The sequence below is a fragment of the Streptomyces sp. SID8352 genome (assembly GCF_009862265.1).
In the GTDB taxonomy this organism is placed as follows: domain Bacteria; phylum Actinomycetota; class Actinomycetes; order Streptomycetales; family Streptomycetaceae; genus Streptomyces.
The window spans coordinates 13,940-26,506 of the sequence record NZ_WWGX01000071.1 but is presented as its reverse complement, the minus strand read 5'-3'; the positions used below and the strand labels follow the sequence as shown (position 1 = coordinate 26,506).

The window sequence follows — 12,567 nt, the reverse complement described above, 5'->3', positions numbered from 1 at the left end:
GACTCATCACCGGGTTCCGGCGGCCCGGCGGCGTCTCTCGACCGGCCGCGGGAGCGTCCGCCCGGCGGCGGCCGGGGCCCGACGACCCTGCTCGATTACCGGCGGGTACCGGAGATCTTCCGGCCGGAAGCCCGGATTCCCGAAAAGGTTCGGTCGTGATGTCCCGACCTGCTCCGGTTCGGTCCGCGACCCGTTATCCGATTTTGACATCGCACGGCCCCTGAACGGCGGAGTCCGAATGGCAAGATGCCGTAATCACACAAGGCAGCGGCACTCGAAGAGATGTGCTCCGCGGGCCTCCGGCGCCTGCCGGTCCCCGGCCGGCGCCCCGTCCCATCGGCAACTCCCATGATCCGCCGGAGGAACCCCATGACCGCACGCTTCACCCGTCGTACGAGCGCCGCGCACTCCCGGCTGGCGGTGGTCGGCACGCTCGCGGTCGCAGGCGCCCTGCTGGTCACCGGCTGCGGTGACCAGACGAAGTCCAAGGACTCCGGCGACAGCGGCACCAAGGAGTCGGGGGCCCCGCTGGCGGACAAGCTGCCGCAGGCGATCCGCGACAAGGGCGTGATCAAGGTCGGTTCGGACATCGCGTACGCGCCGGTCGAGTTCAAGGACGGCTCCGGCAAGACGGTCGGCATCGACCCCGACCTGGCGGACGCCCTGGGCAAGCAGCTCGGCGTGCGGTTCGAGTTCCAGAACGGCACGTTCGACACGCTGATCGGCGGCCTCGCCGCCAAGCGCTACGACATCGCCATGTCCGCCATGACCGACACCAAGGACCGCCAGGAGGGCATCGACGGCGACACCGGCAAGAAGGTCGGCGCCGGCGTCGACTTCGTCGACTACTTCACGGCGGGCGTCTCCCTGTACACCAACAAGGGCGACGACCAGTCGATCACCACCTGGGACGACCTGTGCGGCAAGACCATGGCCGTGCAGCGCAACACCTTCTCCCACGACCTCGCCAAGGACCAGGCGAAGAAGTGCGAGAAGGCGGGGAAGAAGACGCTGAAGATCGAGGACTTCGCGACCAACCCCGAGGCCGAGACCCGGATGCGCTCCAAGGGCGCGAACATCGTCTCCGCCGACTTCCCCATCGCCGCGTACTCGGTGAAGAACTCCGGCGGCGGCGAGTACTTCGAGATCGTCGGCGACCAGGTCGAGGCCGGCCCCTACGGCATCGCCGTCGCCAAGGGCAACGACGAACTGCGGGACGCGCTCCAGGCGGCCGTCCAGGCGGTCATCGACAACGGCGAGTACCAGAAGATCATCGAGAAGTGGGGCGTCGCCGACGGCGCCGTCACCAAGTCCACGATCAACGGCGGTTCCTGAGGCGCCCCGATCGCCGCGGCTGAAAGGCTCCCTCCGTGACTGTTGACGTCAACAAGGCGGCCGGTCCGGACGCGACGCCCCCCGCCGGACCGACGGCCGTCAAGGCCGTTCCGGTCCGGCACCCGGGGCGGTACGTGTCCGCCGTGGTCGCGCTGGCCCTGCTGGGCGCGGTCGTCTACGCGTTCGCCCGGGGAAGGATCAACTGGGGCGCGATCCCCGACTACTTCTTCGACGACCGCATCATCGACGGTGTCTGGAACACCCTGCTCCTGACGGTGCTCTCGATGGCGATCGGCATCGTGGGCGGTGTCGTGCTCGCCGTGATGCGGCTGTCGAAGAACCCGGTGACCTCGTCGGTGGCGTGGTTCTACATCTGGTTCTTCCGCGGCACCCCGGTCCTGGTGCAGCTCTTCGTCTGGTTCAACCTCGGCCTGGTCTTCGAGTACATCAACCTGGGGCCCGTCTACAAGGACTACTGGTCGTCCTTCATGACACCGCTGCTCACGGCGCTGCTCGGGCTGGGGCTCAACGAGGCCGCGTACATGGCCGAGATCTGCCGGGCCGGGCTGCTCTCGGTGGACGAGGGGCAGACGGAGGCGTCGCACGCCCTGGGCATGAGCCACGCGAAGACGCTGCGCCGCATCGTCATCCCGCAGGCGATGCGCGTCATCGTGCCGCCCACCGGCAACGAGGTCATCAACATGCTGAAGACGACCTCGCTCGTCTCGGCGGTGCAGTTCTACGACCTGTTCAAACAGGCCCAGGACATCGGCCAGAACGCGGGCTCCACGGTCGAGATGTACTTCCTGGCCGCGGCCTGGTACCTGATCATGACCTCGGTCCTGAGCATCGGGCAGTACTACGTCGAGCGCCACTACGCCCGCGGTTCCAGCCGCTCCCTGCCGCCCACGCCCTGGCAGCGTCTGCGCGCCGCGGTCCTGCCCACCCGCCGTACCAAGGAGGCCGCGGCATGACGGAGTCCTCCCCCGCCATGGTCAAGGCCGAGGGCGTCCACAAGTCCTTCGGCGCCGTCGACGTCCTCAGGGGCATCGACCTGGAGGTGCGGTCGGGCGAGGTGTTCTGCCTGATCGGCCCCTCCGGCTCGGGCAAGTCCACCTTCCTGCGCTGCATCAACCACCTGGAGAAGATCAACGCCGGGCGCCTCTACGTCGACGGCGAGCTGGTCGGCTACCGCCAGAAGGGCGACCGGCTCCACGAGCTGAAGGACAGCGAGGTCGCCCTCAAGCGCCGGGACATCGGCATGGTCTTCCAGCGCTTCAACCTGTTCCCGCACATGACGGCCGTCGAGAACGTCATGGAGGCGCCCGTCCAGGTGAAGGGCGTCCGCCGGGGCGAGGCCCAGCAGCGCGCCATGGAGCTGCTGGACCGGGTCGGGCTGGCCGACAAGGCGCGCAACTACCCCTCGCAGCTCTCCGGCGGCCAGCAGCAGCGGGTCGCCATCGCCCGCGCCCTCGCCATGGACCCGAAGCTGATGCTGTTCGACGAGCCCACCTCGGCGCTCGATCCCGAGCTGGTCGGCGACGTGCTCGACGTCATGCGGGACCTGGCCCGCACCGGCATGACCATGGTCGTCGTCACCCATGAGATGGGCTTCGCCCGCGAGGTCGGCGACAGCCTGGTCTTCATGGACGGCGGGGTGGTGGTCGAGTCCGGCAGCCCGCGCGACGTGCTCACCGATCCGCAGCACGAGCGGACGAGGGCGTTCCTGTCGAAGGTCCTCTGACCGGCGCGCCGGCGTCGGCGGCAGACCGTCCACGGGGCCCGCGTCGGGGGCGGTACGGCGTCCCCGTACCGCCCCCGACCCGCGTACGGCAGGGGCGCGGCGCGGCCGCGGCATACGGACCCGCCGGGGCCCCCACGCCCGGGACCCGGCCGGCTCCCCGCGCCCGCGAGCCGGACGGAAGGGACGGGCGGACCTGGTGGACGGGACGGTCCTGACCGGCCGGTGGGCTACTTGAGCGCCAGCAGCAGGGTGTCCGAGGGCGAGCACCACACCGGCCGGGCCTCGCCGAAGCCCTTCTCCCGCAGTACCCGGGCGTGCCAGGCGGCCGGCGGGGTGTCGCCGTCGGCGTGCTCGCCGTAGATCTCGAAACGGCGGGCGGTCGGGCCGGCGAGGACCGGGTCCTGGGCGGCCAGCTCCCACCACGCGTTCCAGTCGACGGCACCCGCCCGCTTGGCGCGTTCCATGCGGGCGTGCCGCTGCGCGCGCTCGGCCGCGTTGATCCGGGGTGTGGTGTCGTCGATCATGTGGTCCGCGTTCATGAAGACACCGCCGTCGCGGACGAGTCCGGCGATCCGGCCGTAGAGGTCCGCGAGGGGATCGGCGTGGAGCCAGTGCAGCGCCGTGGCGGTGAGCACGGCGTCGTAGGAGTCGTACGGCAGCTGCGCCGTCCAGTCGGGGTCCTTGAGGTCGGCGGTGACGAGGGAGACCCGGTCGTCGCCCCCGAAGGTGCCCGCGGCGATGGCGAGCAGCGCGGGATCGAGGTCGACGCCGGTGCTGGTGGCCTCGGGGAGGCGGGCGAGCAGACGGGCGGTGATGGTCCCGGTGCCGCAGGCGAGGTCGAGGACGCGCGGCGCGGGGCCGGTCAGCGCCTCGACCATGTCGAGCATGATCCGGAAGCGCTCCTCGCGGTCGGGCATGTACCACTCCTGCTGCCGGTCCCAGCTCTCCTGCCAGCCCGTCGCCCAGTCGGCGGTGGCGCCCCCGCCGGTGCCGGTGGCGCCGCCGGCGCCCGTAGCGGTGTCCGTGCCCGCCTCCGTGCCGCGCCCGGTGTCCGTGTCCGTCATGAAACCCTCCGTCGCACCCGCATACGTAATACCCTGTAGCCACGATCAGCCATTACCTGATCGCAGGCACGACCCTAGAGCCCCTTCGTAAGGACTACAAGTGGAACTGGCCTATTACTCGGATTACGCCGTGCGTCTCGTCAACACGGAGGAACCGGTCCGGGGACGGGACGGCCTGACGTCCGTCGAGGCCGTCCGCGATCTCTTCGGCGTGAACCAGTCGGCGGCCCGCCGCGCCACGGACGCGGACGTGACCCGCTTCCGCGCGGTCCGGGGGCGCCTGCGCGCGGTCTTCGAGGCGGCCGACGGCGGCGACGAGACCCTGGCCGTGGACCTGCTGAACTCCCTGCTGCTGGAGTTCCCGGTGAGCCCGCAGATCTCCGGCCACGACCACCGCGACGACGACGGCCGCCCGCTGTGGCACATGCACCTGGCGGACCACCCGTCCAACGCGACCGCGGGCTACGCCGCCACCGCCGCGATGGGTCTCGCCTTCCACCTGACGGAGCACGGTGTGGACCGGCTCGGCCTGTGCGAGGCGGCGCCCTGCCGCAACGCCTACCTGGACACGTCGACCAACCGCTCCCGCCGCTACTGCTCCGACCGCTGCGCCACCCGGGCCAATGTGGCCGCCTACCGCGCCCGCAAGCGCCGGGAGGCGGAGCGGTCGCTCAGCACCGGCCGGAACGAGGAGAGCACCCAGCGGGCGGCGGCCAGCGGCGAGCGCTGACCCCTTCGCCGCGGCCGGTACCGGAAGCGCACCCGGCCCAGCACCAGCTCCTCGGGGACGACGCCGTAGTCGGTGCTGTCGCCGCCCGCGAAGGCGTTGTCCCCGAGCACCCACCAGCCGGAGCCGCGCCGCTCCACCGCCCGTTTGACGACGAGGAGGTCCTGCTGGAAGGGGTGCCGCAGCACGATCACGTCACCGGGCCCGACCCTGGCGCCCCAGTGCACCAGCAGCCGGTCCCCGTGGTGCAGCGTGGGCACCATCGAGGGCCCGGTCACCTCGGCCGGCCCCAACGGCAGCAGCCCCCTGGACCGTCCGTTCTCCCGCGACAGCTCCGGCATCACCCGGCACCTCCCCGTTCTTCCTCCGCCAGTCTCAGTCTCACCACGGACTTTTGTCCTAAGCCCACGGGGGCACCCGCGAAATCAGGTCTCCCAGGGAGTAATGTCCCCCCTGAGAAGACGATCACGAGGAAGGAATGCTGCATGCTTTCCCGCCTGTTTGCCCCCAAGGTCACGGTCAGCGCCCACTGCGACCTGCCCTGCGGTGTGTACGACCCGGCCCAGGCCCGCATCGAGGCGGAGTCGGTCAAGGCCGTCCAGGAGAAGATGGCCGGCAACGACGACCCGCACTACCAGGCGCGCGCCACGGTCATCAAGGAACAGCGCGCCGAGCTGGCCAAGCACCACGTCTCCGTCCTGTGGAGCGACTACTTCAAGCCGCCGCACTTCGAGAAGTACCCCGAGCTGCACCAGCTCGTCAACGACACCCTCAAGGCCCTGTCGGCCGCGAAGGCGTCGACCGACCCGGCGACGGGCCAGAAGGCCCTGGACCTGATCGCCCAGATCGACAAGATCTTCTGGGAGACGAAGAAGGCTTGATCCCGGCCCACCCGGCTGATTCCGCACCCGGCCCCCAGGCCGCCACTTCCGGCGCCCACGGGGGACCGGGTGCGGTTGTCTCGACGCGCTCGTCCGCTGGGACCCCATGAAGTACGAACGCGTCCACGCCCCGCTCCACGCCGACCTCGTCCGCCGGGTTCACGTCGGCGCTATCACCAGGGACTTCGTGAAGACCGCTGCCGAAGGCATCCGCCCCTGTGCCGGTAAGTCTCTTCCATCTTCACTCTGAGCTGGTCAGATGAAGGATGAGGACGGTCCGGACAGGGCTGGTGATCCGGATGGCACCTTGCTGAGGAGTCGCCAGGTCTTGAGGGTGGCGACGGCGTGGCCCGCGGTCCCCCGAGGCGTCCATTTGCACGGTCCGTATTCCGTGCTGAGGACGATGAGAGACCCGCCCAGCAGGACAGATGGCAGTGAACACGCAATGATTCGGGCCCTTGCCGAAGAGGCCACGCGGATGGTGTGGGCGGCCCCGGGCAGGGCCGGTGATGCCCACAGAAGCCGACCGAAGGGATCGGCGATGACCTGCATGTAATCCCGTGCTCCTTGTGCTTGCCAGAGCGGAATGGCCGGTCTGCGGCAACGCGGTCGATCGGCAGTAGCGTGCCGTCCAGGATCAGAACGCCTTCACCGATGCGGTCAGCCGCCTCGGTGAGGCTGGGGGCGAGAGCGGCCAGGCGCTCGGCCGTCTCGGCGGCATGGCGTCGTGGTGCCGACGTCGAACCCGGCGGCGAACTGGGCATACGTGTGTCCCATCCTCAGATGGGCAAGGGCGAGCAGGCCCTGGCGGCCAGCGGTCAGGCGCCGTCAACGGGAGCCGATCGTGCGGCGCCGCCGCTGCAACTGCTGCGCGAGGAACCGGAGGGCAGAGCTGAACACGTCGATGCCCGACGGGACAGACAAGCACGTGAGACCTCTGGTCGAGACAGTTCTCTTGGCCGAAATCCCATCTGCCAAGGGCTTCACCACGTTGTCAGCCCAACCGCTCCACTTTCAGGCGTAGGCCGGAAAGGGCTCAGTGGCGGGCCGCGGCCCTTCTCGATGGCTGGCGGCAGCGGAGAGCAGCCTTCCCTTCCTCAAGAACGGTCGTCCCAGCGGCATCAGTGCTCCTCTTCGGCAGAAGGCCGGGAAGGAAACCGTTGCGTGGAGGCTCCAAGCTCCTCCACCTGGACTGTGCCGACATGACACAGATCACGCATCGAGATCAAGTCAACCTATCTTATTAACGGACAGATCGGGAAAGGAGAGCTGTAAGTTCCCCTGCGACCACTTTTGATCGTTTCTAGGGGGACCCTTGTCGCGTTCGCGCGCGAGATTCTTGGCCTCGGTCTGTGCCGGAGTCACCGCACTCACCGCTTTCGGCATTGCTCCTTCGGCTAGCGCTGCCGCACCCAAGGAAGCCTGCGCCGGTCTCTACAGCGCCCGTAGCACGTTCTGGGCGATGACGTGCAGCCAGCCAGGCGAGCCGATGATCGGCGACTTCGCCACGTGGCGGAACATGCCGATCACGTTCGATCAAACCGACACAGGGTCGGCCGCCGTCCAGGTGGCCAACTATCTGCGCGTCAGCCCGAACACTTCGAGCGGCCCGCTGGCCCCCAGCATCGAGCTCGGCCTGTACGCGGAGAAAACAGGAAGGACAACCTCTGCCTACGGCCCCCGCTGGTCGGAGCTGACCACCAGCGGTGGCCGCACCCAGGCCATCAAGGCAGGAGTCAACCCGACCAAGCCCGACAAGCGCAACCACACCTACATGACCGTTCGTCAGGACAGTGGCAACCAGTGGGACGTGCTCTACGACTTCAACAAGGTCGGCTCCACCACCAAGCAGCTCAAGGTGACCAGTGGCAACACAAACCGAGTCGACATCGGCCTTGAGGTGACCGGACCGAAGTACGTGGATGTCCCCTCAATCGCGAACCGCATGCAGTTCATGACGGGGAACAAGGTGTGGCAGCAGACGGCGACAGCCAACGTGGCCAAGTCCATCACTCTGCCCGCGTGCAGCACGAGCCACAAGCCGCCGACCTGCTTCACCACCAAACTGACCGACAACAGCAAGTTCACCCAATGGACCGCGAGCAAGCCCCGCCGGCAAGCCGCCGCCATGAACTCACCCACCACCTTGACGGCCCCTGCGGTCAGTCCGGCCGCCACCCGAGCGCAAAGCCTGCCCGCCACATTCAACGGAGTGGACCAGCGGGCTCTGCACTCCTGTATGGAGAACAACCCCGACAGTTGCCTGGCTACCGTGCCTGGCCTGTCGGAGTGCGTGGTCACCGTACGGATGTGCAACGCAGCCGCTTTGTCGTCTCGCGAGTCGTCCACGGGCACCGGACCCGATGCTGGCGTATCGGCCGCCGTTGTCCGGGAGCGCGCGGCAGCCGCATTCAATGTTCCGGCTGACTCCCTGAGCGTCAGGCCGACCGCTTCGCCTGCGGGAGCACTGAAGGCCCGCTTCCGCGCAGCCGCCGACAGTGACGACGGCTCTTGGACGGTCACCTCCGCCGGTCCCACCTCCGGCCTGCAGCACACCGACCGCCGCTTCGACGGATTCACCGCCCGCTACTCCACACACACTGGCGCATTGCTGGAGGCGTGCTGGGGCGACCTCTGCGATGTCTCGTGATCGCCACGGATCGTCGTCGCCGTTCCGTCGCTTCCCGACACGCCCAAGGAGTCCACCGGTGAACCCAGTCACTGCACTTATCCATCTCGCCCGCGGCACCGCCGGCGCCACCGCGGCGGTCCTGATACTCCTCGCAGCGGGCACCGCGACCGTTCAGGCCACCCCGATCGCGAGCGACACGGCCGTCGACGGCACAGTGTTCGTCGAAGCAGTGTCCCTCCCCGCCAACGAGCTGCGGAGTCTCGACCAGCCCATCCCCTACGCCGAATACGCTGGAACCCGCACTCCGAGGACCGCAGCCCGACAGAGTGCGGCCGGCGCCGAGCCTGGCGACGAAATAGACCTGCGACGGCAGTGCGCCAGTCATGCGACGCAGGCCAAGGCCGTCACCGGCTGGGTCAAGTCCCGCTTCGAGAGCTGCCAGAAGCGCCCCTTCGACCTGGTCTTGCGTGATGTGAGAGGCACCACGACGCTCGGCCGCCTCTGGTTCGACCAGTGGATCCTCGGCTTCACCTACGACGGCAGCCGCCGCGTCGACTATGTCGCCAGCATCGAGAACATACGTGTCCAGCCCATACCTACCGAAGATGCCACGAAGTGGCGACTCGGCCAGCACTTCCGCCACAACATCAACGCGTCTAAGAGCGATCCCGACCCCAGGGTGACCGCACCGCGGACGAAGGAGCGTGACGAATTGCTCGGAGGGTGGGACCGCAAGCCCCAATGGTCTCTCTCCTACACCTCCCCCGACAAGGGCGCCCTGTTCGACCAGGGCAACCAGCAGCGCGTGTACTCCACCGTGTCCATGGACCTGAGCGCCAGTTCCCCCAAGGCCGCTCCCTTCACCGGAGGCAGGGGCGTCTACAGTTCCAGCGTCCGCTACGACTACGCCGGGAAGATAGCAGGCAAGCACAAGGGCACCGTCTTCACACGGGCCCGCGTGGAACTCGTGATGAGCCAGAAGGACCCGGGCGTCAACGAAAGTGCCCTTCACATCCACGACGCCCTGAACCGGCCCGAGCGGACCTTCCCCTCCTGGCCCGGCAAGAGCGTGCCAGGGACGAAGGAGCCCTTGCACCGACTCGTCAACAAGGAGAAACAGAAGGAGAACCGTAAGCGCTCCATCAAGGAGTGCGAGAAGGTGTGGGGCGACTACAGCGGGACCAAACTCCAGTGTGACGAGTATCCCTTCGCCTCCACACAGGAAGGTTCCACCAAGGGTGACAACCGGTTCTCCGTCCGACTGATCGACGGCGCCGACAACGAAACCGGCGGTCGCAGGCTCGACCAGATGTACACCCTCAACCGCATGCTGAGCGGCGACGCCTTTTACATGAAGATCACCAACTAGCAGAAAGGGCAGCGGCACCATGGTGCTCCTGGCTGAATACCGTTGCAGGGCCACACCGGCCCGCCGCGTCGTCGAGGTCTACGAGGCCGACGCCCACCTCAGCGATGACGACGCCATGGCCGCCGCCCACACGCAGGTGGTGGCCGGCAACGGCTACCACCTGTACCTGCTCAGCCTGCAACCCGACATCGACGTCGAGGTGGCCATCCGCGTCTGGGACATCGCGCCTGACCCGCCTGCCGAAGCCGAAGGACATGTTCCTGTCAGTATTGAATCGGAATCCGGCATTCTCGTCGTCAACCAACTGGAATACGGCCCCGCAGGGGAAATGACCCTGCCCCGTCCGGGTGTCTACGAAGGCCATGCCTGGTGGGAGAACCGGCAGGCGACAGCCGACTACTACGCGGGGACGCTCGACCACCCCACCGACGACACCTTCGAGGACCACCTCACCCAGGCGTGGAACAACCCTCCTGTCACCGAACGATACGTCCTGGATCTCGCCTACATCCGCGAGCCCGAACCACTCGACGAAGAAGATCTGTAGGCCGACGCGGTCCGTCCGCACAGGCACCGACGCAGCCCACCACCAGGAGCCGGAGATGGCTTGGCCCAATCCATCCCCGGCTGATTCGCACCCGGCCCCAGACCGCCACGTCCGGCGCTCACGGGGACCGGGTGCGGTTGTCTTGGGGGGAGGGGGGCGATCCGGGTGGGCGCCGTACTGCCCGTTTTGCTCGCGGCGCTCCGTTTCGGGTCATCCCGTCTCCCCGGAACCTTGTCGGTGCGCCACCCATCAGCACCCCTGCTGATCCGACGCCGCGTTGGGTCGTCAGATCGTGAGGGCTACGCCCTGACCGACCGATCGAGCTCGCTCCGCGATCGTCCGGCGGCGTGCGCCCGGTGGGGCAGTTGTACTCACCACGCACCTGTTCGCTCGCCGGTGTGGGCTTCCGAACGGTCAGCCTTGTTCTACCGAGCGCCAAGAGCCAGGGCCTCCCGCGCGGCGAAGGCCATCAAGAAGGCCGGGCTCATCGACCTGTTTCACGCTTCCGCCGCCGACGGGGCACGCGTCGACCCGGAACTCCACGCCCCGACCAAGGGCTGTCCCGTGATCCCCGGTGGATCAGCGCGCGGCTCAGATGCGGTGCATCGCAAGGTGGAGGATCGTCCTCATACTGCGCATTCGGGCGATCCAACAACGCGGCGAGGCGCCGTAGCTGTCGTCGTACGCCCGCCGGGGATTACGGGAGAGCCCTTAGCCACCGCGCGTCGCCTTCCGCGTCGGCTCCGGCGGGCGCCCGGCCGTGCTCGCGTCCGGGTTCGCCTCGCAGCGCGGGTTGCGGCAGGGGCCCGCCGTCCAGGACGGGACCCAGGCGCCCAGCGTCTTGTGCCGCCGGACGACCGTTCCGACCGGCTGTCCGCAGACGGGACAGACGGGTGCGTCGCTGTCCATGGTTCCAGGGTAGAGCGGTCCGCCCCCGGCCGCCGGGCGGAACCCCGCCGCAGCACCCGGCACCCGGCACCCGGCGGGAAGGGAAGCCGCGCGCCACGCCGGGGTCGATCACCGGAGCCGGCGCGGTCGGATCTCCGGAACGGAGCTCGGGGCGCGTACAGCGTCCGGCGTCCGGCCTCCGGTCCGAGGAAAGGTCCGGAGCGCGGGCTGGACGGCCGTCCGGGCCCTGGCCGGGCAGATGTCCGGAACCGGACCCGGGCAGACCTCCGGGCCCGGACCGGGCGGCGGGCCTGCGACGTGGCTCCGCGGGAGGCCCGGGACCCGGCGCAGGGCAGCGTTGCCGGGGCTCGGACCGGGGCGCGCGCGGCTCCCGCAGGGTCCGGCCCGCTCAACCGCCCCGGGCTCCCCGGACACCCCGGACACCCCGGGCCCCGGCGTTCCCAAGCCCCAAGAGCCCCCGGCCCCAGCCTCCGAGCGCCCCAGGCCACCGCAGCCCCTGGCAGACCGCGTGTCAGCCGCGCGGCTCGCGCCACATCGGCCACATCAGAGGGCCCTCCGGCAGTTCCAGGGGCTGGCCGACGACCGCGAAGCCGAGGCGCTCGTAGAGCAACCGGCTGCGGTCGCTGCTGGCCTCCAGATAGGCGGGCCGGCCCTCACGGTCGCAGCGGTCGAGGACGGTGCCGATGAGCGCGGTGCCCAGGCCCTCGCCCTGCCGCCCGGGTGCCACGCCGATCATCCAGAGGTACTCGTGCGCCCGCCCGGCTGGGTGGACGTCCGCCGTCAGCCGCGCGATCCGCTCGATCCGGTCGTTCCCGGGATCGACGGCGAGGCGTATCCGGACGGGGGTGTCGTCGTCCGCGCCGTCGTCCTCCCCGGCGGCGGGCAGCGAGAGCCACATCGCGCAGGCTGCGCCGTCTTCGGTCAGGTCGACGCGGCCCTCGGCGAGGACCACGTCGGCGAAGGCGGCCATCAGCCGGTGGTGGGTGCGGCGGCGGTACTCCGCGCCGGGGAAGACCCAGCCGCTGACCGGATCGTCCTGGAACGCCTCGTCGAGCAGCCGGACGACCCACTCCCGGTCGCCGGGTCCCGCCGTCCGGATCGCCACGCCCATGTCCGCCCGCCCTTCGGTTCAACCTCACCTGTCTGCACGGCCGTTGAAGCCTAACGGGTGGCGCGGGGCATCCACCGGCGGGTGCGGCGTCCCGTCCGGCCGCTCCTGGTGACGCACGGCTCCGCAGGGCCGGGGCGAGTGACGGGCCCCGCACACCGTGGGGCAGTGCGGGGCCCGCTGCCAGGGGCCTCGGCGGTGCGGCCGTACGCCGGTCCGACGCCCCACGGCCCTGCACGGGCCCCGGGTCC

The 12,567-nt window shown here is 69.3% G+C and carries 12 protein-coding genes and 1 pseudogene; 8 read left to right on the top strand and 5 right to left on the bottom strand.

The features are described from left to right. Window positions 1-369: 369 nt before the first annotated feature. Genes GTY84_RS21465 through GTY84_RS21455 form a run of 3 tightly spaced genes read left to right on the top strand, consistent with a single transcriptional unit; the run spans window position 370 to window position 3,079 of the window. Entirely contained in the window at window positions 370-1,335 is a 966-nt protein-coding gene (locus GTY84_RS21465) for an ABC transporter substrate-binding protein (protein WP_161227937.1), read from the top strand. A 35-nt stretch (window positions 1,336-1,370) separates the two neighbouring features. Next, window positions 1,371-2,309, top strand: a complete 939-nt coding sequence (locus GTY84_RS21460) for an amino acid ABC transporter permease (protein ID WP_161227936.1) — start codon at window positions 1,371-1,373, stop codon at window positions 2,307-2,309. Further along, window positions 2,306-3,079: an amino acid ABC transporter ATP-binding protein gene (locus GTY84_RS21455; RefSeq protein ID WP_161227935.1), complete on the top strand. Its 774-nt coding sequence runs from the start codon at window positions 2,306-2,308 to the stop codon at window positions 3,077-3,079. The genes GTY84_RS21460 and GTY84_RS21455 overlap by 4 nt, the downstream gene beginning before the upstream one ends. A gap of 227 nt (window positions 3,080-3,306) precedes the next feature. Here GTY84_RS21455 and GTY84_RS21450 read toward each other — a convergent pair whose 3' ends face one another. Beyond that, complete coding sequence (locus tag GTY84_RS21450) at window positions 3,307-4,143, bottom strand: class I SAM-dependent methyltransferase (RefSeq protein WP_237532489.1); 837 nt, start codon at window positions 4,141-4,143, stop codon at window positions 3,307-3,309. 100 nt (window positions 4,144-4,243) lie between these two features. Here GTY84_RS21450 and GTY84_RS21445 point away from each other — a divergent pair, with 100 nt between their 5' ends. Further along, window positions 4,244-4,873, top strand: a complete 630-nt coding sequence (locus tag GTY84_RS21445) for a CGNR zinc finger domain-containing protein (RefSeq protein WP_161227934.1) — start codon at window positions 4,244-4,246, stop codon at window positions 4,871-4,873. Here the strand turns inward: GTY84_RS21445 and sodX are convergent. Beyond that, on the bottom strand, window positions 4,777-5,211 hold the full coding sequence (sodX, locus tag GTY84_RS21440; RefSeq protein WP_161227933.1) for a nickel-type superoxide dismutase maturation protease: 435 nt from the start codon (window positions 5,209-5,211) through the stop codon (window positions 4,777-4,779). The two genes, GTY84_RS21445 and sodX, sit on opposite strands and share 97 nt — an antisense overlap. A 144-nt stretch (window positions 5,212-5,355) precedes the next feature. Between sodX and sodN the strand changes: the two genes are divergently transcribed. Further along, window positions 5,356-5,751 (top strand): superoxide dismutase, Ni, encoded by a 396-nt coding sequence (sodN, locus tag GTY84_RS21435; RefSeq protein WP_161227932.1) that lies wholly within the window; start codon window positions 5,356-5,358, stop codon window positions 5,749-5,751. A 474-nt stretch (window positions 5,752-6,225) separates the two neighbouring features. Here the strand turns inward: sodN and GTY84_RS21430 are convergent. Beyond that, a pseudogene (locus tag GTY84_RS21430) lies at window positions 6,226-6,675 on the bottom strand (IS5/IS1182 family transposase); the annotation flags it as partial. A gap of 538 nt (window positions 6,676-7,213) precedes the next feature. On the opposite strand from GTY84_RS21430, the gene GTY84_RS21425 reads away from it, so the two are divergent. The 3 genes from GTY84_RS21425 to GTY84_RS21415 are packed head-to-tail and all read left to right on the top strand — an operon-like array spanning window position 7,214 to window position 10,299. After that, window positions 7,214-8,401, top strand: coding sequence for a hypothetical protein (locus tag GTY84_RS21425; RefSeq protein WP_237532487.1), 1,188 nt, complete (start codon window positions 7,214-7,216; stop codon window positions 8,399-8,401). Window positions 8,402-8,459: 58 nt separating this feature from the next. Then, complete coding sequence (locus GTY84_RS35025) at window positions 8,460-9,752, top strand: NucA/NucB deoxyribonuclease domain-containing protein (RefSeq protein WP_161227931.1); 1,293 nt, start codon at window positions 8,460-8,462, stop codon at window positions 9,750-9,752. A gap of 19 nt (window positions 9,753-9,771) precedes the next feature. Continuing rightward, window positions 9,772-10,299: a hypothetical protein gene (locus GTY84_RS21415; RefSeq protein WP_161227930.1), complete on the top strand. Its 528-nt coding sequence runs from the start codon at window positions 9,772-9,774 to the stop codon at window positions 10,297-10,299. A 711-nt stretch (window positions 10,300-11,010) separates the two neighbouring features. On the opposite strand, the gene GTY84_RS21410 is transcribed toward GTY84_RS21415, so the two are convergent. Together GTY84_RS21410 and GTY84_RS21405 are read right to left on the bottom strand one after the other, a co-directional pair. Continuing rightward, the gene (locus GTY84_RS21410) at window positions 11,011-11,208 is read right to left on the bottom strand and encodes a hypothetical protein (RefSeq protein ID WP_161227929.1); all 198 of its coding nucleotides are present in this window, start codon (window positions 11,206-11,208) and stop codon (window positions 11,011-11,013) included. 511 nt (window positions 11,209-11,719) lie between these two features. Next, complete coding sequence (locus GTY84_RS21405) at window positions 11,720-12,319, bottom strand: GNAT family N-acetyltransferase (protein WP_161227928.1); 600 nt, start codon at window positions 12,317-12,319, stop codon at window positions 11,720-11,722. Window positions 12,320-12,567: the final 248 nt, after the last annotated feature.

What these genes read in the sequence shown, in the direction of transcription:
- GTY84_RS21410 (WP_161227929.1), bottom strand. Translation starts at nt 11,208, where the DNA reads ATGGACAGCGACGCACCCGTCTGTCCCGTCTGCGGACAGCCGGTCGGA.
- sodN (WP_161227932.1), top strand. Translation starts at nt 5,356, where the DNA reads ATGCTTTCCCGCCTGTTTGCCCCCAAGGTCACGGTCAGCGCCCACTGC.
- GTY84_RS21450 (WP_237532489.1), bottom strand. Translation starts at nt 4,143, where the DNA reads ATGACGGACACGGACACCGGGCGCGGCACGGAGGCGGGCACGGACACC.
- GTY84_RS21415 (WP_161227930.1), top strand. Translation starts at nt 9,772, where the DNA reads ATGGTGCTCCTGGCTGAATACCGTTGCAGGGCCACACCGGCCCGCCGC.
- GTY84_RS21465 (WP_161227937.1), top strand. Translation starts at nt 370, where the DNA reads ATGACCGCACGCTTCACCCGTCGTACGAGCGCCGCGCACTCCCGGCTG.
- GTY84_RS21455 (WP_161227935.1), top strand. Translation starts at nt 2,306, where the DNA reads ATGACGGAGTCCTCCCCCGCCATGGTCAAGGCCGAGGGCGTCCACAAG.
- GTY84_RS21405 (WP_161227928.1), bottom strand. Translation starts at nt 12,319, where the DNA reads ATGGGCGTGGCGATCCGGACGGCGGGACCCGGCGACCGGGAGTGGGTC.
- sodX (WP_161227933.1), bottom strand. Translation starts at nt 5,211, where the DNA reads ATGCCGGAGCTGTCGCGGGAGAACGGACGGTCCAGGGGGCTGCTGCCG.
- GTY84_RS21425 (WP_237532487.1), top strand. Translation starts at nt 7,214, where the DNA reads ATGACGTGCAGCCAGCCAGGCGAGCCGATGATCGGCGACTTCGCCACG.